Raw genomic sequence first — 19,168 nt, 5'->3', positions numbered from 1 at the left:
GAAGAAGGAGATAAACGTCTAGTTGGAATTATTACTGAGCACTCTCAACTCGGAAGCTTTGGATTTGATCTTCTCGATCTCCGAATTTAAATTGCCGGAGTCTTCGTTGATCTCGTTGATATCTTTCTCCAATTGAGACATGGTGCGAACCATTTCCTTTTGGCCCACGGATTGCTCTTTTTCAGACTCGTAGATCTCGTTCGAAACCGACTTAATGCTTTCTAGCTCGCTCAAGAATCTTCGGATAATATTTCTTTGCTCAAGATAAAGAGCATTCATTTGCACTATTCTGTCCGAAGTGTCTAAAATCTTAAACTTCTGTTTTTCAGTTAGATCTCCCGTTTCCGTCGAGGCTGTCTTAGCTTCGCTGATAAAACTCTGGGACTGTTTCACGATGATTGAAATGGATTTTGCATTTTCAGAGGTAAAGTCTGCGAGCTTACTTACTTCGTTTGCCACAACCGCAAACCCTCTTCCTGCGACACCAGCACGAGCCGCTTCGATAGATGCGTTTAATGCGAGAAGATTAGTTTTATCCGCGATCTCTCCCATGATCTGATTGATCTCGTCCACCTTATTAAACGAATTCGTAATATCGACTAGATACGATTTTGTTTTTTCGGCAGCGATCGTAACATTCTCCATATCCTCTTTATTGTCTTTTGCAAAATTAGAAAGCGCGGAACTATACTCAGTGATATTCGAAACGATTCCTTCCAGTTTTTGTGAATCCTCTACGAGTTCGTTCAAACTTATATTCTGACTTTCAATCGATCTAGAAGTATTGGAGGAAGCCGCCGAAAGTTCCTCTAATACCGCATTTACTTGTTCCAAGGCGGCTGCTTGGGACTCCATCTTCTCGCTTGTACGATTGATGAATTGAGCAAACTTAAAAATGGAATCTTCTAACCCTTCCGCGGAGCTATTGATAAAGACTTGGTTTTGTTTAAGTTTTTCTAACAAGACTGCTGAATCCGAATGGAGCCTGTTCCCTTCTGTAGTTAATTTTAAGAAGAGCCTCATGAGCTGTGCTAATATCACGCTCGCAACCATGATGAACGCAAGTTTAATGATCTCGGTGGAAGCGCTGAGGTTATAAGGTAATTTTGCAAGCTCGGGATCCATCACGAAGCCTACTCCGTTTTTAATGGCATAGACTAACGCTATAGCTGCTCCTGCAGTAGAAACGAACCCGACTACAAGTACAAAGTTCTTCTCTCCTAAAAGGCAAGAGTAGATCATAATATAAAAATAGATGAAGAATAAGACCACATTCTTGAGAGCTCCGGCCGCAATGTCCGGACTCACGAAACAATCCAGGATTAAAGTAATACTCAAAACGTTTACATCAAGGAGCACCAAGGTTTTATGAAAACCTACGGACATTGTCCTCTTTCGATTCAAAACAAAATTTAGAATACAATAGAATCCCATGAAAGCGGTGCCACCTACATGAACTATGAATTGAAGTGACTCAAAACTTTTGTATGCTCCCGCAAGTGAAACAATGAAAAGAAGTATTAAACCAAGACGTATGCGATTGATTACGATCGCTCCGTTCTTCCAGATCTGAAGGATTGTAGAGTCGGCAGTGCTTGCCTTATGTTTGGAGAATTCCATTCCTATTCCTCTTATAGCTAAGTTGGAGGAATATGTTTCTATATATTTAGAATCCTCCGGAAAGCTCGGTCAGTGGACCGCCTTTCCGAATAGACGGAAATTTATGTTGGGACCTACGATCTTAAAGGAAACTTTAAGTAGAAGACTGGCCGCTCAAGACTCTAAGCTCGCTGGCTTGCGTTTTGATCTTATCAATCTCCGAATTTAAATGCCCGGAATCTTCGCTGATCTCGTTTATGTCTTTTTCCAGCTGGTCCATAGTTTTGATCATCTCGTTTTGGCCCACTGTCTGTTCTTTTGTGGATTCCAAAATATCGGTCGAGGCTCCCTTGATATGATCCAATTCAGTCAAAAAGCGTTGTAGGATGGACTTCTGCTCTTTATAGAGGTCGTTCATTTTTATGATCCGATCCGTTGTCTCGATCAGTTTGAATTTTTGTTTTTCGGTAAGATCTCCTGTTTCCGCAGATGCGGTTCTCGCCTCGTTAATAAAACTCTGAGACTGTCTTACGATAGTCGAAATCGATTTTGCATTTTCTGAAGTAAAGTCTGCGAGCTTACTTACTTCGTTTGCCACAACCGCGAATCCTCTTCCTGCGACACCAGCGCGAGCTGCCTCGATAGATGCGTTTAATGCAAGAAGATTGGTCTTATCTGCGATCTCCCCCATGATCTGATTGATCTCGTCCACTCGGTTGAATGAATTAGAGATATCGACTAGATACGATTTTGTTTTTTCGGCAGCGATCGTAACATTCTCCATGTCAGCCTTATTATCTTCTGCAAATGCAGAAAGAGCTTCGCTGTATTCGGTGATGTTTCCGATGATACCGCCCAATTTTTGAGAATTGCTAACTAGTCCGGAAAGGCTTTCGTTTTGGCTTTCAATGGATTGGGTATTATTGCGAGAAGATGCAGAAAGTTCTTCTAATACGGCGTTTACTTCCTCCAAGGCGGCCGCCTGGGACTCCATCTTCTCACCGATTCGCGAAATATAGTCTGCGAATTTATCGATTGAATCTTCTAAGTTCTCAGCAGAATTGCGGACTATATTTTGGTTACCTTTGATCTGGTTCAAGAAGACCTTGGTCTCATCATAGAGACGAGATCCTTCCGAAGTAAGATTCTCAAAGAGACGCATCAATTGGTACAAGATCACGCTAGCAGTGATCATGAAACCGATCTTAACGATCTGCACAGAAAAAATAAGAGTGTCCGGATCCTTTGACTTGGTTGCATTTTCTGTAAGTACTAAACCGCTTTTCCATCCTACATACAATGCAATCCCAACACCTATCGCCGTAAGAAATCCGATCAGAAGAACAAAACTCTTCTGTCCTAAGAGTGCAGAATAGATCATTATATAAAAATAAATAAAGAATAGGATCATATTTGCCAAAGTATCTCTGGCAACGATTGGACCAATGCTGCAATCAGCGGCCATGATTGCGGAAAGTATGATCACGTCCAAGATGACCAATGTCTTTTGGAAAGCGATGCCCACTTTCCCGCTTTTCGCTAAGAAGAATTCTATGATGCAATAGAGAGCCATGAATCCTGTCCCGACTGAATGGGCGATTACTTGGGTGGGATGGTTGGTCTTAGAGACCCCGATCAGAGTCAGCACGAATAGAATCACCAAGCCTAGGCGGATACGGTTGATTACAATCGCTCCGTTCTTCCAGATTTTTGTGATAGATGATTCTTCCGAAATTCCTGAATTTACGATGGAACTCATTACCTGACCTTCCGACTAAAATATTGTTTCAGTTTTCAAATTCGCGAACGGATTTTCGCTACGCGATAGATTTCCTGGCTTCGTCCAGGATCCTTTCCAATTCCAGAATGCCTTCTTCAAATAAGGCGGGACCGGGCTGAAGAATAATCGCCGGGTCCATTTCGAATATAAGATTTTTCTTAATTGCTGGCAAGTCTTTCCACTCTTCTCTGGAGCGAACCCAATCAAAGTCGACCGGTTTTCCACACCAACTTCCTACGATCGCATCCGGCTTGGAATCTGCAACATCGTGCAAGGTCACGATCCTGTCTTTCGCCAATGATTTTTCTTTTAAATGAGAGAAGCAATCGTCAGCTCCTAAGATTTCTAACAGCTCTGAAACCCAACGTATTCCGGTGATAATGGGTTGGTCCCATTCCTGGAAAAAGATTTTTACCTTAGGTTTGGAAGAAGATCTAGAACGGATATCTTCTAATTTTTGTCTGTAACCTTCTACTAATCGGATCACCTCGTTCGATTTTCCGACTAGACCGCCTACCATCAGAATGGTTTGAAATATTTCTTCCAGACTTCTTTGATTGGTGACTAATACATTCAGACCTTCTTTTACGAGGTCGTGCGCTAGTTGGGCCTGTATATCCGAGAAGCCGATCACAAGATCAGGATTCAGATCTTTGATACGCTTTATATTTCCGTTAATAAAGGCAGAGACCCTCGGCTTTTCTTCTTTAGCTCTAGGAGGACGGACAGTGTACGCAGAGATCCCTACGATTCTGTCCTCTTCTCCCAGAAGGTAAAGAAGCTCGGTCGTTTCTTCCGTTAAACAAACGATTCTTTCCGGTCCGACGCGATTCAACTGTGATACTTCTTCTTGTCCTCTATTAATTTTTCGACCACACTTGGATCTGCTAGAGTTGAGATATCACCCAAGCCTTCGAACTCTCCTGCTGCAATTTTGCGTAAGATCCTTCTCATGATCTTTCCGGATCTTGTTTTGGGAAGACCAGGAGCCCAATGGATCACATCCGGTCTCGCGATCTTACCTATGATCTTTTCTACAGTAGCGATCAGTTCTTTTTTAAGTGTATCATTCGTAGTCACTCCTTGTTTTACAGTAACGTACGCATAGATCCCTTGGCCCTTGATATCATGAGGAAAGCCAACCACTGCGGCTTCGGCTACGGATTGGTTCTCCACAAGTGCGCTTTCCACTTCGGCAGAACCTATTCTATGACCGGATACATTGATCACATCGTCCACTCGGCCAGTGATCCAATAGTAACCGTCCTTATCTCTCCTTGCTCCATCCCCAGTGAAGTAGTATCCTTTATAAACGGAAAAGTATGTGTCGTAAAATCTTTTCGGATCTTTGTACACACCTCTCATCATAGATGGCCAAGGAGATTTGATCGCTAAGTTACCGGACACTTCTCCCTTTGCATTGATCTCTTTACCCGCATCATCCAATAATACTGGTTGCACTCCAAAGAAAGGAAGAGTTGCTGATCCTGGTTTTTGCGCGATCGCTCCCGGCAAAGGAGAGATCATAATTCCCCCAGTTTCTGTCTGCCACCAAGTATCCACGATCGGGCATCTCGATTTTCCTATATTTTCAAAATACCATTCCCAAGCTTCTGGATTGATCGGTTCTCCTACCGAGCCGATCAGTCTTAAAGTCTCGAGACTTCGTTTCTTGATGAGATCTGTTCCTTCTCTCATTAGGGAACGGATCGCAGTAGGTGCCGTATAGAAGATGGTAACTCCATGTTTATCGATCACGTCCCAAAATCTTCCTGCATCGGGATAGGTAGGAACTCCTTCAAACATAAGTGAAGTGGCTCCATTAGAAAGAGGTCCATAAACTAGATAGCTATGACCAGTGACCCAGCCTATATCTGCAGTACACCAATATGTATCCGTCGGCTTAATATCGAAAACATAATAGAAGGTCATATTTACTCCGAGAAGATACCCGCCCGTAGTATGCAGAACTCCCTTCGGTTTTCCAGTGGAACCGGAAGTATATAGAATAAAGAGAGGATCTTCCGCATTCATCTTTTCCGGTTCGCAATAAGCAGGAAGTTCAGGATCATTCATCAGATAATGCCACCAATGATCTCTACCTTCTTTCCAGTTGAGATTGGTTTCTTCTCCCGTTCTTCGGGCCACGATCACATCGTTTACTTTTTCCTTCGTTTGATCGAGTGCAGTATCTACCGACTTCTTCAGATCCAGGCTCTTTCCGCCTCGATAACCTCCGTCGGAAGTAATGATGATCTTAGGCTTGCAATCTTCTATTCGGCTCACCAATGCTTCCGGTGAAAAGCCTCCGAATACTACTGAGTGAATTGCGCCGATCCGAGTGCAGGCAAGAATGGAGATGGCGAGTTCAGGGATCATAGGAAGATACACCATGACCACATCTCCTTTCTTAACACCAGTCGCTTTGAGAACATTTGCGAACTTGTTCACTTCTCTGTATAGATCGTGATATGTATACGTCTTAGATTCTAAAGGATTGTCCCCTTCCCAAATCAAGGCGGCTTTGTTCTTGAGAGGAGTGTTCAAGTGTCGGTCCAAACAATTGTAGGAGACGTTTAGCTTTCCTCCCTTGAACCATTCCACTTTCGCGTTCTTGAAATCGTGTTCTAGGACCTTATCCCATTTCTTGAACCAAGTGAGTCGATTTCCCGCCTCTCTTGCCCAAAACTTCTTAGGGTTCTCAATGGATTCTTTATATAATGTTTTATAATCTTTTAGAGTAATATTCGCCGTTTTCTTAAAATGAGCAAACGGTTGGACGATTCTTTCTTTTGCCATCGTTCTCCTCCGCAAAATCAAGTAAGATGTAAAATAAAATCTAGCTGTCCACTCATTCTCTTATTGGAAGCTCGGATTCAGAATATTGATAAAAGCCGGATATGATAGATTCAGAGAGCAATTGTTTCAAAATACTTCTGCTTTGTCCCGAAATTTGATCTTCTTATTTTTAGGAATCCTTCAAAGAATTCATAAATAAACGTGCCCCCCGACCGTGTTATAATATTTTCGCCGATAATGTCTGCTAAATTGGACCCGGCGATGCCGGATAGTTTTAAGAGAAAAATCCTTGTTTGGTTGGTGCCTACACTCGTTGTTCTTTTGCAAAGGTTCGTAGGTCTTACGTCGCGAAAAGTGGAGTTAGGAAAGGAACATTTCAATGAACTCTTTCCTAAGAATAAACCATTCATTCTTTCTATTTGGCACACGAATGTTCTGTATTCTCCTTACTTGAATAAGAACAGAAAGTTGGCCGTGCTTATTTCCGAATCGAAGGATGGAGACTTCATTACAGGAGTAGTCCATCGTTTTGGAAACGGTAGCATTCGGGGAAGTTCTTCGAAGGGAGGATCCAGAGCCTTGAAAGCTATGATTGTGCATCTAAGAAAGAATTTGCCCGCTGCATTTACGCCTGATGGACCTAGAGGTCCGGCTTGGATTGTGCAGCCTGGATTAATCGCAGCCGCTCAGGTATCTCAAGTTCCAATCCTTCCGTTTCATTACGAATGCACTCGGCAATGGGTCTTAGAAAAATCCTGGGACAAACACAGAATCCCAAAACCGTTTACTACATTTGTGATCTCGTACGGAGAACCTATTTTGATCCCTAGAGATTTAGATGATCAAGGATTCGAAAGAGAGCGGCTCCGAGTAGAAGCCGCTATGTTGGAAAACAAAGATCGGGCAGAGAGAAAGGCTGAAGAACTAAGAGTAGGATAACTCTCAGGTAGACCCGGTGCGGATCAGATCTAAAAATTCGCTACGGGTCACCATATTGGTCTTAAATTCTCCGAGCATGCAGGACGTGAAAAGTTCCGAGTTCTGCTTTTCGACTCCTCTCATCATCATGCAAAGATGTTTAGCCTTGATGACTACAGCGACTCCAAGTGGATCCAATACTTCCATGAGAGCATAAGCGATCTGCTCAGTCATTCTTTCTTGGACCTGCAGCCTTCTTGCAAACACGTCTACGATCCTAGGGATCTTGGAAATCCCTATGATCTTTTTATTAGGAATATAACCTACATGTGCCTTTCCAAAAAAAGGAAGAAGGTGATGTTCACAAAGGGAATACATTTCTATGTCTCGAACAAGAACCATTCCCTGGCTATCCTCTTCAAAGATAGCTCCGTTCACGATCGAGTTCATGTCCGCTCTATAACCAGAGGTTAGGAATTCGTACGATTTACGAACTCTCTTGGGAGTATTTAAGAGCCCCTCTCGAGAAGGATCTTCTCCAATCGCCTTCAATATATTTGTGACTTCTTGTTCCAAGTGTATCTCCGTTCTGAGCCAGGAAAATATTTTTATTTAGACTATGATCTGGACAAGTCTCAGCGGTTTAATCCTCTTTTCAAGGGAAAAGCGATCGAACGACTTGCCATTCCGACTAAGTTCTACACGATGGCCTTTAAAGTTCGATGGTTCAAAATTGGATTAAAATAGGTTTGGATGCAAGAATGATCGCCCATTCTGGGATCGGATCACGTATCAAAGGCGTCTTAAACGAATTAGCTGCACCTGCTGCTAAGAAGAATATAAAGATCACTCTTCTAGGAGATCTCGAGCTACTTAAGAAAAACCTTTCTCCGAAAGTTTTGAAGCAATACGAAATTTTGGAATATAAGGCGGGCATCTATTCACTTTCTGAATGGAAGGGAATTCCGGAGATGCAGAATTTCGATCTATTGGATATTCCACATTTCAATGCTCCTTTGCGTTACATGGATCGTTGCATAGTAACCATTCACGATATCATTCCATTTAGAATGAAGCAGTTTCATTCTTCTCTTTTGAAACAGATTTATCTTAGGCTTGTCTTCTCTAAGATTAGAAGAAGCTCCGCTGCTGTTCTCACTGTTTCCGATTTTACTGCAAAAGATGTGCACGAGGTATTCGAGTTTTCTTATGATCAGATGAGAACCGTTTACAATGGTTTGGACAAAAATGTATTTTATCCCAGAAGCAATTCGGAGAAGAGGTCCTTCCTTAAAAAGTATGATTTAGAAGCTGGATATCTTCTCAGCGTAGGAATAGGAAAAGAGCATAAGAATCTGGGATTTATTCTGAGATCCTTTAAGGCACTTTGGACGGAGAAGAAGCTGAAACAGAACTGGGTGATCGCAGGCGCCGGAGGAAAACTTCCGGAGTATCTAGCCCAAGAAGCAAAAGGCTGGGAGCATAAGATCAAAGTGCTTCCTTATTTGTCCGAAGAAGAGTTGAGTGTTTTGTATTCTGCGGCGGGAGTGCTTGTATATCCTTCTCTTTACGAAGGATTTGGTTTTCCTCCAGTAGAGGCTCAGGCTTGCGGATGTCCTGTGTATTCTTCGGATGCAAGTGTACTGCCGGAGATCTTGGGTAGTTCTGCCTTTTATTTTAATCCGACAAATTCGGCTGAGTTTGAAACGGATTTGCTTGGACTGCTTTCTTCTCCTAAGAAGTTGAGCTCTAAAGTTAAATCGGGCCTTCTAAATAGCAAACGATTCGATTGGAAAAAGTCTGCGAACCAAATTGTGGACGAATATCTTAGGATTGCAAAAGCGAAAGGGATTAAACGCTAAACTCCGCGTTTGTGCCGCAGACAGCGGATCTTATTTTAGGAATTTCTAAAATAGTCTTTTCCGAGAGATTCTTTTCTCTCATCTATTTTAATTCGGATCGCTTTTCTTTCTTCTTCTGTGTAAATTACCCAGCGACCTATTTCTTCTAGGGTGCGAAAGCAACCTTCGCAAAGCCCTGTTTCAGGATCCATAGTGCAGATTTTGATGCAGGGCGAACGAACGATCATAGAAAAACTATTTGGCTTTTACAGCCTTCTTCTTATTGGACGAAGCCTTTTTTGTTTTAGGCTTCGCACTTTTCTCCAAGTTTATGAGACCGCTGTTTTCTACCATTCCTCTCAGTTCAGTAAACAAGGAAAGTCCGGACAATCTGCCAGGTACAATTACATGGGCCGCGCCGTTATTTCTAAGAACATCCGCTTCTTTTGGATCGTCGGTGGTGAGAATGATCTTAGGTTGATGATGTCTACAAATGCTTTTTAAGGATTCCAATAGTCTTCGATTGGTTGTTCCTTTTAAGATCATATCGGAAACAGTACAGACTACATATCTAGCTTCTTCAATTCCTAAGTGATGCAAGCTTTCCGGATTCGCTAAGTCTCCGTACGCCCAACGAACTCCTTTGGATTCTAAGGTTTGTCTATAGATTGGATTGAAGTCTACTACCAGAATTCTCTTTAGCCAAGAAGGTCTGTCTTTTTCGATCCCTTCTATCAAGCCCTGAGCGATCCGGAAATATCCTAAGATGACGATATCTCTTTTGGTCTCGCCGGTCACTTGAGATTCTAAAGGCTCACCTTTTTCTTTTACTCCGAATAAGGAGACGAATGCCAAGATGCCTCTCGCAATTCTATCATTGAACAAGATCACGTATGTCGAGATAATCGAAGCAATGATCATAGAAGTAAGCACGATCGCTTGTAGCTCTTTTCCGATATGTTCTTTTTGTACTCCCAAGGCAAGAATGACCAAGGAGAACTCGGAGATCTGAGCAAGGTTTAATCCAGCTACGATCCCAGCTCTCAATCCTTTGCCCGAGAAATAAACTGTAGGAGCAACGATCAATACTCTACTGAGTAAAACGAATCCGACTGCTAAGAATGCGAGTCCTAGATCTCCGGAACTTGGGGCTTGGACCTTCATTCCTAAAGCAACGAAGAATAAGGTAATGAAGAAGTCTCTGATCCCCGAAAGTTTACTGATCACATCCGCTCCGTAAGGAAAGGCTGCGATACTTACTCCTGCGATCAATGCACCCATTTCTTTAGAAAGTTCTGCCTTTTCAGCTACACCGCATAAGAAGAAACACCAAGCGATAGAAGTGATGAGTACTAACTCCGGTTTGGCAGCGGCAAATAGGAAGAGTCTAGAAAGAACGTAGCGGCTGATCACGAATGCAATCAATACAAGAGCGCAACCTTTTGCTAAGGAACCAAGTACGTTCCAGATCTGAGGATCTTGCAGATCAGGTTGGATCCCCATGAATAAGATTGCCCAGATATCTTGTAGCACTAAGACTCCGATAGTCAGCCTTCCTGCTACAGTGCTGATCTCGAATTTATCATGAAGAAGTTTGACCACGATCATGGTGGAGCTTAAAGACAATGCGATCGCAAAATAGAGAAGATCGAAATTGCCCGGAGCAGGAGGGAAGAACGTCTTGAACGCAAACCAGGCTGCTGCAACTCCCAAGAAGAATTGCAGTACTCCTAGCGCGAACATGGATCTTCCCATGCGAGCGAGTTCTTTCAGATCGATCTCGAGTCCGATGATGAATAGTAAAAGGATGAGCCCGATCTCGGAGATCAGTTCGATGCTGTCCTCGCTATGAACATAGCCTATATGAAGTTTCGAATCTATATAAGGCCCGAGTAAGGGGCCGATAAATAATCCCGCGATCACGTAGCCCAGGACAAGAGGTTGCTTTAGTGCTTTAGCGATATGGGAGAAAAGCGTAGCGAATATAATACTGAGAGCGATATCTGTTAATAGGCTGAGCGAATGTTCCATCTGATCGGTTCGAATTCTCCCTTCGAATTAAATTAGATTTTATGATATTACAAAAAGAAATAATTCCTGGAATCAAGTCCATTCACTTTCTTTGATTTTCGGAGCGCTTTCCGATAAGCGAACTATGCTTTTAAGATCTCAATCCTGAGATTTGAACAGATCCTTTACGGCATCCTTAGCCTTGGATAGAGTGTAATCTTCTCTATCAATCAGGATAAAGTCCAGATTCTCTTTTTCGATCCTTGCTAGGACCTTTGCGATATCGCCCGCAGATTTGAGATTCGTAGCCAAGTATTTGAATTTAGTCCCGCATTCTGGACAGGATTTGTCCTTTGTATAATTCAAGCCAAGATGCTTACATTTTCCGCAAGTGCCATACAGATCATCTATGATCATCAATTGAGAAGAAACTTCGGAGACGCTTAGCTTCTTCCATACTCTGATGTATTTTTTGTCGTCGGCTTGCATGCTTTCAAAAAAACGAATTTTGAAAGATTAGTCAAGGGTTTTACGAATGGAGGCAACGATCAAAGAGGCTGCTTCTTCTAACTCTTCTTTGGTAATGCAAAGTGGAGGAGCGAAACGTATCGTATGATCATGAGTTTGCTTAGCAAGTATTCCCGCATCTAAAAGCTTGTAACAGATCTTCTTTCCTCTAGGACCTGTATCGTCCGGAAAGAATTCTACTGCGTTTAATAAGCCCTTGCCTCGGACCTCTTTGATCTTGTCCGGATATTCTTCTTTGATTTGCCCGAGTATCTTTCTGAATTCGATGCCTCGATTCTCTGCATTCTCGGAAAGGTTTTCTTCCAATAGGACTTGCACTGCAGTAGTTGCAACTGCAGCCGCTAGAGGATTTCCTCCGAAAGTAGAACCGTGGGTTCCTGGCTTCAAAGTAAGAATCACTTCATCAGAAGAAAGAACCGCAGAGACCGGTAAGGTTCCGCCGGAAAGAGCCTTGCCTAAAACAAGTAGATCTGGCTTTACTCCTTCATGATCTGCAGCTAGAAGTTTTCCGGTTCTTCCTAAACCTGTTTGTACTTCGTCTAGTATTAATAAAACATTATGTTCGGAACAAAGCCTACGAACTTCTTGTAGGTATCCCGGTTTGGGAACGATGACACCTGCTTCTCCTTGGATCGGTTCCAGCATGAATGCAGTCACGTTCGGATCCTTGAGTTCCCTCTTAAGTGCATCCAGATCGTCGAAAGGAATGAGGGAGAATCCAGGTACAAAAGGACCGAAATCCCCTCTGCTATTCTCGTCTGTAGAAGCGGAGATTGCGCCTATGCTTCTTCCCCAAAAATTTCCGGAAGCGAATACGATCTTTGCCTGGTCTTTCGGGATCTTCTTCACTTGATAACCCCAGCGCCTTGCAAGTTTAACCGAGGTTTCTGCTGCCTCGACTCCTGTATTCATGGGAACCATTCGATCGAAACCGAAGGTCTCACATAAAAATTTCTCCATAGGACCGAGTTGATCGTTATAAAAGGCGCGAGAAGTTAAGGTTAATTTTTCGGCTTGGGATTTGAGAGTGTCGATGATGCGGGGATGACAATGTCCTTGGTTCACCGCGCTGTAAGCGGAGAGGAAATCGAAATACTTTTTGCCTTCCGTGTCCCAAAGAAAGATACCTCTTCCTTTTTCTAGAACGACTGGAAGAGGTTCGTAGTTAAAGGCACCGTATTCCTTTTCGATATCCAGATAAAACTGTGAGGATTGTGTCCGCATCAATACTTCATTCTTCTTTGCTAAGAGAGGCACAAGGAGATTTCGGTATTTTACCTTGACTTTTGTGTTTCAACTCGTTGAAAATTAGTACATGCAAAATTCGTTTCGAAGAGTTTCGATCCTAATCCCTTTATTTTCTGCGATTATGTTCCTTACGAACTGTCTTTATACCAATATCAAGTCTCCAGGCTGGTACTATTCTCAAAGTTATTCCGACGTGAGGGGAATGGAACCCATCGGTAAATTAGAAGGAGTTTCCTGCGGCACGAGCTGGTTGTGGGCGGTATATACGGGAGATGAAAGTTACGAGGCGGCTGTCCAAAATGCCATCAAGGATAAAGCGGATCTTCTCTTCGATGTGCAAACGGACTATAGTTATAAATCCTTTTTATTCGCTCTCTATTTCGAAAAATGTACTCGAGTGAGCGGAATAGGAGTCAAGCTTCCTCAAAGACTCCTGAAGAAAGAATGATATCTGTAAAGAAAAAGTTTCTAGTTCTTCTATTGGCTTTCGCGGAATGCGCGAGCCTGAATTTCTGCGGTCCTATGATGGAGAACCGGGCTCTTGTACGAAGAAATCCGGAACCTTATCCTACAGGTTTGGGAATTCCTCCTGACAATGATGTGAGTATTAATGGAGTGAACTTTCGAGATCCTTCCATTCATTTCGGTGCGAGTTCAACCAAGCTCAAGACAGGTGTGTTTGACGGTTTCATCCGAGCCACTACTTCTTTGCCTCATAAGGATATGTTCCATGCTTCCTTGGACGGCTGGGATTGGTCGGAGCATCGGATCGTACGCTTCGAAGGAGAGAGCAAGGGTTGCCAGTTTGGGGTTCGATTATTCTTACCAGTTAAACAAGGTTCTAACGACTCTTTCATTCCAATTCATTTCGTCTTTGGGCAAAAGAGTTTTTACGAAGAGTTACAGGATTTGATGCAGGAACATTCTATCCAGGCATTATTCGATAGTCGTCTGGACGTAGAAAATACGATGTATATCTTTGGATTATTCAGAAGGAAATGTCTTCGGTTTCACAGTTATGGTATCCAAAAATTCTAATTCTAACTTACTCTTTTTCGCAGGACTTCTAGGCTTCTTAGGAGTTGCATTGGGGGCTTTCGGAGCTCACGGATTAAAATCAATTTTAACTCCAGATCTAATGACCATCTTTGATACGGGATCCAAATATCATTTGATCCATTCTGTAGTTTTACTCGCTCTTGCATTGAGTGAGAAAACTACAGAATCCAAACCTCTAAGAGTCGGATTCTGGTTTATCTTTGCAGGAGTTCTGATCTTTTCTGGATCTCTTTATATTCTTTCGATCACCGGAATTAGGATCCTAGGAGCAGTTACTCCTTTTGGAGGAGTTTCTCTATTGATCGGATGGTCCTCCATCGCTTATTCCGCGTTCATTAAGAAAGATTAAAGCTCTTCTCTTAGATCTATTTTACGATATGGAAATTGAAGTTTGCATGTCCATAGATCCCGTATAATCGGACCCACATAGGCAGGAGCATCTCGGCAGCTCTTGCTCCCACTATATCCCCAAGATCTATAATATTGTTCCAACCGAAGTCTTTTGCGAGAAGGTTAGAGATCGTTTTCTTTGCTTCGGCATCATTTCCGCAAACGAAAATATCATGTTCTCCTTTGATCAAAGAAGCATCTACCATGATGGAACAGTTCGTAGTGTTTAGAGTCTTGACTACTTTTAGATCCGGAAATTCCTTCTGGATCATTTCTCCCAAAGAGTTATGACTATCAGTAAGCAGACCTGGAGGTCTTCCTTTGGAGAAGTCGAGAGCGTTCGAAACGTCGGCTAGTATTTTGCCTTTCAGATTTTCAGCACCAGCTTGACGAAGTACTTCTAGGCTGACTTCTCCTTTCGTACAATTGAACAAGATCTCACCGAATGTGGCTGCGTCCTTAAAGGTTCCTTGAGAAGCCTTGCTTCCGGACTTTGCCACCCATTCAGCAGCCTTTTCGTTTTGTGCAGAACGAGAACCCATTTTGACTTCGTAACCTTTTTCAATTAACTTGGATCCGATCGTGTTTCCGACCATTCCAGTTCCTAATATGCCGATTTTCATTTCCTTCTCCTCAAATCCTTCCGAAGAAGAATATCAATGCACTGATACATTGCGTATCATGTCCTTAGACATTTCTTTGCAAACAAGGTTTGTCTATAATTTCTGTATTGGAAAAAAGAAAGGAAACTGTAACTGTATTCTTTCGAAAGAAAGAGTTATCTTCCGAGTTAAAGTATGATTGAAGAATATAAGATCTATCAGATTGATGCATTCGCGGATTCCCTCTTTAAAGGAAATCCTGCTGCAGTGGTGCCTTGGAAAGGAGAATGGCTTTCCGATACAGTTTTGCTTCAGATCGCCGCCGAGAACAATTTATCCGAGACTGCATTTTATAGATCCAATGGAAAACCTGGAGAATTCGATCTGAGATGGTTTACTCCCGGAGTAGAAGTAGATCTTTGCGGACATGCAACACTAGCTTCTGCTTTTGCAATTTACGAATTGGAAGAAGGGGCCAATACTCTTCCTTCTTCTCTTCGCTTTCATACTAAAAGTGGGATCTTGGAGGTCTTTCGAGAGAAGGATCTATATTATCTAGATTTTCCTTCTAGGGCTCCGGTTGTGTTAGAGCAATCCTTGCATGATTTCGCGGAATGTTTCGATATCCTTCCCAGACAAGTATGGAAAGCCAGGGATATTCTTTTTCTTTTCGAGAAGGAATCTGATGTTCGTAACCTTGTTCCAAATTTTGAGAAGATCAAAGAACTTCCTTACTTTGCTGCGATAGTAACTGCTCCCGCTGACGCAGGAAAACCTTATGATTTTGTATCCAGATTCTTTGCGCCTGCAAAAGGAGTTCCTGAAGATCCGGTGACTGGGTCCGCGCATTGTACTTTGATCCCGTATTGGTCTAATAGGATTGGTAAAAAATATCTAAGAGCCTACCAAGCTTCGAAGAGAGGTGGACATCTTCTTTGTGAGGACAGGGGAGAAAGAGTTCGGATAGGAGGAACTTGTAAACTCTATTTGAAAGGAAGTTTTTATCTAGAATAGGCTCAGTGTTTATATTAAGCACGATATTCTTTTGGATTGAGATGCGAACTATTTTGTATTTCTCTTCATTAAACCTAAATTTAAGATCTTCAATATTTTCTCCGCCTCTTGCACAGCGTTCTTCTTATTGATCTGCAAAAGAGGATTCTCCATTTGACCTTCATTGATCAGAACGGAGTAACCATGTACTATAGACCAGCTTGCCGCTGCCATTTCTTTGGGAGAGAAACCTGAGTTTCCCTCTGCCTCACAGCTTAAGATCGTATCCCATAGTTTTAAAAAAGATTGTTTCCCTATTTCCTGTAACTCGGTTAGATCTTCCATGGATCCTAGATCAGTATGCCACATTGCTCTGTAGTATCCTGGATGCTGAATGCAAAAACGAATGTATGCAAGGCCTAGTTTTTGAAGCCGATCAAACGGATCATTTGCAGAAGCCGATCTTTCTGCCAGAGTAAATTCTTCTGTGATCTTTATAAAACCTTCTTTAGAGATTTCTGCAAGTAGATCGATCCTAGAGGGAAAATGTCGATAGGCCGCAGCGTGGCTCACACCTGCTTCTCTTGCGATCTCTCTTATTGTAAAAGCGGAATCTTTGCTTTCTTCCAAACGGTTCAAGGCCAATGATTTCAGGGTTTCCGCTAAATTTCCGTGATGATAGGCGCCTTCCGGTTTCTTCGTTTTTTTCTTCGCAGGCATAAAATATTTCCAAAAAATGTTGACGTTGGTAACATTTGGTGTTACCAATAGTAACATATAAGGAGCCTTTCCTTTTAGCAAGTAAAACCTCTTCCCACATAAGAGGTTGGAGAGATTTTATGAGTCCAGAGTTGATTTTTACGATAGCGAGTCGATTTGCGATCCTAGGTTGGATCTTGCTCGCAGTTATTCCGAAGCAAAAGATTACCAGGATCTTAGTGAGAAGCGGAGCTTGGTCTGCGGCACTTTCCCTTTTATACTTAATCGTATTTGCCTTTCATATAGGTGGGGAAGGGAATTTTCAGACCTTGCAGGGAGTAGCTCAGTTATTTTCCAATCCTTGGGTGCTTCTGGCAGGCTGGGTTCACTATCTGGCGTTCGATCTATTCTTAGGAGTTTGGGAAACCAAGGAAGCGGAAGAATTGGGAATTTCTAAATGGATCTTAATCCCATGTTTGTTCTTCACTCTTATGTTTGGCCCAGTTGGATATCTATTCTTTCAAGTGGTTCGCTGGATCAAAGGAGGAGACCGTGCAAGTATCTAATACTTTAAGTGAGAGCCGTTTCTTCTCTCATTTAAGAAAGAACCAGGCAGCCACTTTTTATACGGGCCTACTTTCTTTAGTGGCAATCCCAGTGTATCTTCTTTTGTCGGAGTTGGATCCAAGAACTCTTCTAGGCTTGAACGTTTGGATTAAGCCGATGAAATTTGCGGTCTCGATTTGGATCTTCTTATGGACGATGTCTTGGTATTTAGAAGAGCTAAGAGAGTTTCCTTCCTTTGTAGGCAAGCTGGAGAAATACTTTGTAGTTTCTTTGATGGTAGAGTTGGTGCTAATCACCTTGCAAGCGGCAAGAGGGGTCACTTCTCATTTCAATCAGAGCAGCGCTTTAGATGGGGCAATCTACTCCATCATGGGCCTTTTCATCTTTCCGATGATACCCGTTGCTATTCTCATGGATCGAAAATTCAAACTTCTTTCTTCTGAGATTGATGAGAGAATGCTAGTCGGCATTAGATTTTCCTTATGGATTTTTGCGATCGCTTCTATTTTCGGGATTGTGATGTCCTCGAGGTTGGCTCATTCTGTTGGAGTTCCTGACGGGGGACCTGGGCTTCCTTTTGTGAATTGGAGTAGAAATGGAGGAGATATTCGGATCGCGCATTTTGCGGGAATTCACGCTCTGCAAATACTTCCGATCTTCGGTTTTATTTCGATCAAACAGAATTGGGGAAGAATTCCAATGTTCGCGGTATCGATCGGATATTCGCTTCTTGTCGCAGCGGTCTTTATCAATGCAATGTTAGGAAGACCTCTTTATTAAAAAAATAAGATCCTGGATTTGTCATATTTCGAACTGATCCAGGATCTTTATCCTGAAAAAACAATTCCTCGTTTTCTCACTCGTCTTAAAAATTTTGTTTAATAGATTTCTCTTTTATCTATTGCTATAGTCATGGTCGAAAAAAATTCTCCGGAAAAGAACCTTCAGATCATTCAGGAAATATTGAAGCCTATGCCTGAGGGAATCTTAGAGATAGTCGACAAACTTCGAAAATCCATTCGATCCTATTTTCCGGAATTAGAAGAGAAAGGTTATCCAGTTTGGAAGGCAATCGGCTATCGAGATAAAAATTCTGGATACGTTTGTGGTATCTTTCCTTTTCTGGAAAGAGTACAGCTGATATTTGAATGGGGGATCTTATTTCAAGATCCGAAAAATGTTCTATTGGGTGAGACTAAACAGATTCGATATTTAGAATATACATCCTTAGAAGAAATACGATTTCCTTTGATTCGAGAATTTATTTTGCAGGGTTTATCCTTGCCTCAAGGAACCAAGGACAAGAAATTTTTAGCACAAGGAATTCTCTCCAAGACAACAACTGCAAAATCAAAAAAGATAGAGGCAAAGAAGCAATTGGCAAAAAAAGATTCTATCAAGAAGGCTAAAGCCAAAACATCTATAGAAAAGAAGTCTGTTAAACGAAAAGGAAAACCTTAATGGAATATTTTAAATCCATAATTATCTTTATCTTGGCCGGAATTTGCGAGATCGGCGGCGGTTACTTGGTCTGGCTTTGGTACAAAGAATCCAAATCCGTTTTCTATCTAATTTTTGGCGGAGCGATACTTGCCTTATACGGAATTGTTGCCGCATTTCAACCTTCTTCTTTTGGAAGAGTATATGCGACGTACGGTGGATTTTTTATCGTAATGTCCTTACTCTGGGCTTGGAAGGTGGATGGATTTCAGCCGGACAAGTATGATTTAATCGGATCTGCTATTGCGTTGTTCGGAGTAGCGATTATCTATTATGCGCCAAGATAGAACTTCTCTCAGCCTCTTTCTGTTCCAAAGTAGAACTTGCCTTGCTTGCGGATGAGATTCCGGCTGATCAATCCATCTGCGATAATGAGAAGACCTTGGACCGCAGCCTGCTTCTTCTCATCCGAAAAATCGTTTTGCTTTGCCATGAGTTCGTGTACGAAAGCTCTTCTTTTAGAATCCATAACACCTAGCATGGATCCACAAACTTTTTTATCTCCAACCAAAAAGGCGAGTGCAAGAGTCTGGGGAGGAGTCTCATTGCAAAGATAAAAGAGTGCAAGATTATCGAAGAAGGATAATTCTTCGAATGATTTGAGAGTTAATTCTTCTTTATCGTCACCGCTCATT

Annotated in this window: 22 protein-coding genes; 10 read left to right on the top strand and 12 right to left on the bottom strand. The window is 42.2% G+C overall.

The annotated features are described in order from the left end of the window. Positions 1–18: 18 nt before the first annotated feature. The 4 genes from EHO59_RS02845 to acs all read right to left on the bottom strand — a co-directional run bounded on the left by EHO59_RS02845 (position 19) and on the right by acs (position 6,178). Complete coding sequence (locus tag EHO59_RS02845; protein ID WP_135584548.1) at positions 19–1,620, bottom strand: methyl-accepting chemotaxis protein; 1,602 nt, start codon at positions 1,618–1,620, stop codon at positions 19–21. Positions 1,621–1,753: 133 nt separating this feature from the next. Then, a complete protein-coding gene (locus EHO59_RS02840; protein WP_425460215.1) occupies positions 1,754–3,349 on the bottom strand; it encodes a methyl-accepting chemotaxis protein in 1,596 nt (531 codons plus the stop codon). Between the two features lie 67 nt (positions 3,350–3,416). Then, the gene (locus tag EHO59_RS02835; RefSeq protein ID WP_135584544.1) at positions 3,417–4,214 is read right to left on the bottom strand and encodes a cobalamin-binding protein; all 798 of its coding nucleotides are present in this window, start codon (positions 4,212–4,214) and stop codon (positions 3,417–3,419) included. Then, positions 4,211–6,178, bottom strand: a complete 1,968-nt coding sequence (gene acs, locus EHO59_RS02830) for an acetate--CoA ligase (RefSeq protein WP_135584542.1) — start codon at positions 6,176–6,178, stop codon at positions 4,211–4,213. Before acs ends, EHO59_RS02835 begins: the two co-directional genes overlap by 4 nt. A 237-nt stretch (positions 6,179–6,415) precedes the next feature. Between acs and EHO59_RS02825 the strand changes: the two genes are divergently transcribed. After that, the gene (locus EHO59_RS02825) at positions 6,416–7,117 is read left to right on the top strand and encodes a lysophospholipid acyltransferase family protein (protein WP_135584540.1); all 702 of its coding nucleotides are present in this window, start codon (positions 6,416–6,418) and stop codon (positions 7,115–7,117) included. 3 nt (positions 7,118–7,120) lie between these two features. Here EHO59_RS02825 and folE read toward each other — a convergent pair whose 3' ends face one another. Next, positions 7,121–7,672 (bottom strand): GTP cyclohydrolase I FolE, encoded by a 552-nt coding sequence (gene folE, locus EHO59_RS02820; protein WP_135584538.1) that lies wholly within the window; start codon positions 7,670–7,672, stop codon positions 7,121–7,123. A 146-nt stretch (positions 7,673–7,818) separates the two neighbouring features. On the opposite strand from folE, the gene EHO59_RS02815 reads away from it, so the two are divergent. Beyond that, positions 7,819–8,958 (top strand): glycosyltransferase family 4 protein, encoded by a 1,140-nt coding sequence (locus tag EHO59_RS02815; protein WP_246052619.1) that lies wholly within the window; start codon positions 7,819–7,821, stop codon positions 8,956–8,958. 35 nt (positions 8,959–8,993) lie between these two features. Here EHO59_RS02815 and EHO59_RS02810 read toward each other — a convergent pair whose 3' ends face one another. The 4 genes from EHO59_RS02810 to rocD form a co-directional block, all read right to left on the bottom strand. Further along, entirely contained in the window at positions 8,994–9,185 is a 192-nt protein-coding gene (locus EHO59_RS02810; RefSeq protein WP_135584534.1) for a DUF1289 domain-containing protein, read from the bottom strand. A gap of 7 nt (positions 9,186–9,192) precedes the next feature. Further along, on the bottom strand, positions 9,193–10,968 hold the full coding sequence (locus tag EHO59_RS02805; RefSeq protein ID WP_135584532.1) for a cation:proton antiporter: 1,776 nt from the start codon (positions 10,966–10,968) through the stop codon (positions 9,193–9,195). Positions 10,969–11,106: 138 nt separating this feature from the next. Next, positions 11,107–11,436, bottom strand: coding sequence for a hypothetical protein (locus EHO59_RS02800; protein WP_135584530.1), 330 nt, complete (start codon positions 11,434–11,436; stop codon positions 11,107–11,109). Positions 11,437–11,463: 27 nt separating this feature from the next. Then, entirely contained in the window at positions 11,464–12,699 is a 1,236-nt protein-coding gene (gene rocD / locus EHO59_RS02795; protein ID WP_135584528.1) for an ornithine--oxo-acid transaminase, read from the bottom strand. 145 nt (positions 12,700–12,844) lie between these two features. Between rocD and EHO59_RS02790 the strand changes: the two genes are divergently transcribed. The 3 genes from EHO59_RS02790 to EHO59_RS02780 are packed head-to-tail and all read left to right on the top strand — an operon-like array spanning position 12,845 to position 14,131. Further along, the gene (locus tag EHO59_RS02790; protein ID WP_425460214.1) at positions 12,845–13,171 is read left to right on the top strand and encodes a TRL domain-containing protein; all 327 of its coding nucleotides are present in this window, start codon (positions 12,845–12,847) and stop codon (positions 13,169–13,171) included. Then, the gene (locus EHO59_RS02785) at positions 13,168–13,761 is read left to right on the top strand and encodes a hypothetical protein (RefSeq protein ID WP_135584524.1); all 594 of its coding nucleotides are present in this window, start codon (positions 13,168–13,170) and stop codon (positions 13,759–13,761) included. The genes EHO59_RS02790 and EHO59_RS02785 overlap by 4 nt, the downstream gene beginning before the upstream one ends. Further along, positions 13,742–14,131 (top strand): DUF423 domain-containing protein, encoded by a 390-nt coding sequence (locus EHO59_RS02780; RefSeq protein ID WP_135584522.1) that lies wholly within the window; start codon positions 13,742–13,744, stop codon positions 14,129–14,131. The genes EHO59_RS02785 and EHO59_RS02780 overlap by 20 nt, the downstream gene beginning before the upstream one ends. A gap of 16 nt (positions 14,132–14,147) precedes the next feature. On the opposite strand, the gene EHO59_RS02775 is transcribed toward EHO59_RS02780, so the two are convergent. Then, complete coding sequence (locus EHO59_RS02775) at positions 14,148–14,795, bottom strand: NADPH-dependent F420 reductase (RefSeq protein WP_135584520.1); 648 nt, start codon at positions 14,793–14,795, stop codon at positions 14,148–14,150. A gap of 174 nt (positions 14,796–14,969) precedes the next feature. On the opposite strand from EHO59_RS02775, the gene EHO59_RS02770 reads away from it, so the two are divergent. Then, complete coding sequence (locus EHO59_RS02770; RefSeq protein ID WP_135584518.1) at positions 14,970–15,788, top strand: PhzF family phenazine biosynthesis protein; 819 nt, start codon at positions 14,970–14,972, stop codon at positions 15,786–15,788. Positions 15,789–15,836: 48 nt separating this feature from the next. Here EHO59_RS02770 and EHO59_RS02765 read toward each other — a convergent pair whose 3' ends face one another. Beyond that, entirely contained in the window at positions 15,837–16,487 is a 651-nt protein-coding gene (locus EHO59_RS02765) for a TetR/AcrR family transcriptional regulator (protein ID WP_135584516.1), read from the bottom strand. Between the two features lie 119 nt (positions 16,488–16,606). On the opposite strand from EHO59_RS02765, the gene EHO59_RS02760 reads away from it, so the two are divergent. The 4 genes from EHO59_RS02760 to EHO59_RS02745 all read left to right on the top strand — a co-directional run bounded on the left by EHO59_RS02760 (position 16,607) and on the right by EHO59_RS02745 (position 18,820). Continuing rightward, complete coding sequence (locus EHO59_RS02760; RefSeq protein WP_135584514.1) at positions 16,607–17,032, top strand: ABA4-like family protein; 426 nt, start codon at positions 16,607–16,609, stop codon at positions 17,030–17,032. Beyond that, positions 17,019–17,813 carry a hypothetical protein gene (locus tag EHO59_RS02755; protein WP_135584512.1) on the top strand — a complete coding sequence of 265 codons (795 nt, stop codon included), beginning with the start codon at positions 17,019–17,021 and terminating at the stop codon, positions 17,811–17,813. Before EHO59_RS02760 ends, EHO59_RS02755 begins: the two co-directional genes overlap by 14 nt. A 132-nt stretch (positions 17,814–17,945) precedes the next feature. Beyond that, positions 17,946–18,494, top strand: a complete 549-nt coding sequence (locus tag EHO59_RS02750) for a DUF1801 domain-containing protein (RefSeq protein WP_135584510.1) — start codon at positions 17,946–17,948, stop codon at positions 18,492–18,494. After that, positions 18,494–18,820, top strand: a complete 327-nt coding sequence (locus EHO59_RS02745; RefSeq protein WP_135584507.1) for a YnfA family protein — start codon at positions 18,494–18,496, stop codon at positions 18,818–18,820. The genes EHO59_RS02750 and EHO59_RS02745 overlap by 1 nt, the downstream gene beginning before the upstream one ends. An 8-nt stretch (positions 18,821–18,828) precedes the next feature. On the opposite strand, the gene EHO59_RS02740 is transcribed toward EHO59_RS02745, so the two are convergent. Continuing rightward, the gene (locus EHO59_RS02740) at positions 18,829–19,167 is read right to left on the bottom strand and encodes a hypothetical protein (protein ID WP_135584505.1); all 339 of its coding nucleotides are present in this window, start codon (positions 19,165–19,167) and stop codon (positions 18,829–18,831) included. Position 19,168: the final 1 nt, after the last annotated feature.

The sequence above is a fragment of the Leptospira semungkisensis genome (genome assembly GCF_004770055.1).
Lineage (GTDB): Bacteria > Spirochaetota > Leptospiria > Leptospirales > Leptospiraceae > Leptospira_B > Leptospira_B semungkisensis.
Note: the sequence above shows the minus strand (reverse complement) of the source record. Positions and strands in the feature narration are given on the sequence as shown.

What these genes read in the sequence shown, in the direction of transcription:
- EHO59_RS02845 (WP_135584548.1), bottom strand. Translation starts at nt 1,620, where the DNA reads ATGGAATTCTCCAAACATAAGGCAAGCACTGCCGACTCTACAATCCTT.
- acs (WP_135584542.1), bottom strand. Translation starts at nt 6,178, where the DNA reads ATGGCAAAAGAAAGAATCGTCCAACCGTTTGCTCATTTTAAGAAAACG.
- EHO59_RS02825 (WP_135584540.1), top strand. Translation starts at nt 6,416, where the DNA reads ATGTCTGCTAAATTGGACCCGGCGATGCCGGATAGTTTTAAGAGAAAA.
- EHO59_RS02815 (WP_246052619.1), top strand. Translation starts at nt 7,819, where the DNA reads ATGGTTCAAAATTGGATTAAAATAGGTTTGGATGCAAGAATGATCGCC.
- EHO59_RS02810 (WP_135584534.1), bottom strand. Translation starts at nt 9,185, where the DNA reads ATGATCGTTCGTTCGCCCTGCATCAAAATCTGCACTATGGATCCTGAA.
- EHO59_RS02805 (WP_135584532.1), bottom strand. Translation starts at nt 10,968, where the DNA reads ATGGAACATTCGCTCAGCCTATTAACAGATATCGCTCTCAGTATTATA.
- EHO59_RS02800 (WP_135584530.1), bottom strand. Translation starts at nt 11,436, where the DNA reads ATGCAAGCCGACGACAAAAAATACATCAGAGTATGGAAGAAGCTAAGC.
- rocD (WP_135584528.1), bottom strand. Translation starts at nt 12,699, where the DNA reads ATGCGGACACAATCCTCACAGTTTTATCTGGATATCGAAAAGGAATAC.
- EHO59_RS02790 (WP_425460214.1), top strand. Translation starts at nt 12,845, where the DNA reads ATGTTCCTTACGAACTGTCTTTATACCAATATCAAGTCTCCAGGCTGG.
- EHO59_RS02785 (WP_135584524.1), top strand. Translation starts at nt 13,168, where the DNA reads ATGATATCTGTAAAGAAAAAGTTTCTAGTTCTTCTATTGGCTTTCGCG.
- EHO59_RS02780 (WP_135584522.1), top strand. Translation starts at nt 13,742, where the DNA reads ATGGTATCCAAAAATTCTAATTCTAACTTACTCTTTTTCGCAGGACTT.
- EHO59_RS02775 (WP_135584520.1), bottom strand. Translation starts at nt 14,795, where the DNA reads ATGAAAATCGGCATATTAGGAACTGGAATGGTCGGAAACACGATCGGA.
- EHO59_RS02770 (WP_135584518.1), top strand. Translation starts at nt 14,970, where the DNA reads ATGATTGAAGAATATAAGATCTATCAGATTGATGCATTCGCGGATTCC.
- EHO59_RS02765 (WP_135584516.1), bottom strand. Translation starts at nt 16,487, where the DNA reads ATGCCTGCGAAGAAAAAAACGAAGAAACCGGAAGGCGCCTATCATCAC.
- EHO59_RS02760 (WP_135584514.1), top strand. Translation starts at nt 16,607, where the DNA reads ATGAGTCCAGAGTTGATTTTTACGATAGCGAGTCGATTTGCGATCCTA.
- EHO59_RS02750 (WP_135584510.1), top strand. Translation starts at nt 17,946, where the DNA reads ATGGTCGAAAAAAATTCTCCGGAAAAGAACCTTCAGATCATTCAGGAA.
- EHO59_RS02745 (WP_135584507.1), top strand. Translation starts at nt 18,494, where the DNA reads ATGGAATATTTTAAATCCATAATTATCTTTATCTTGGCCGGAATTTGC.
- EHO59_RS02740 (WP_135584505.1), bottom strand. Translation starts at nt 19,167, where the DNA reads ATGAGCGGTGACGATAAAGAAGAATTAACTCTCAAATCATTCGAAGAA.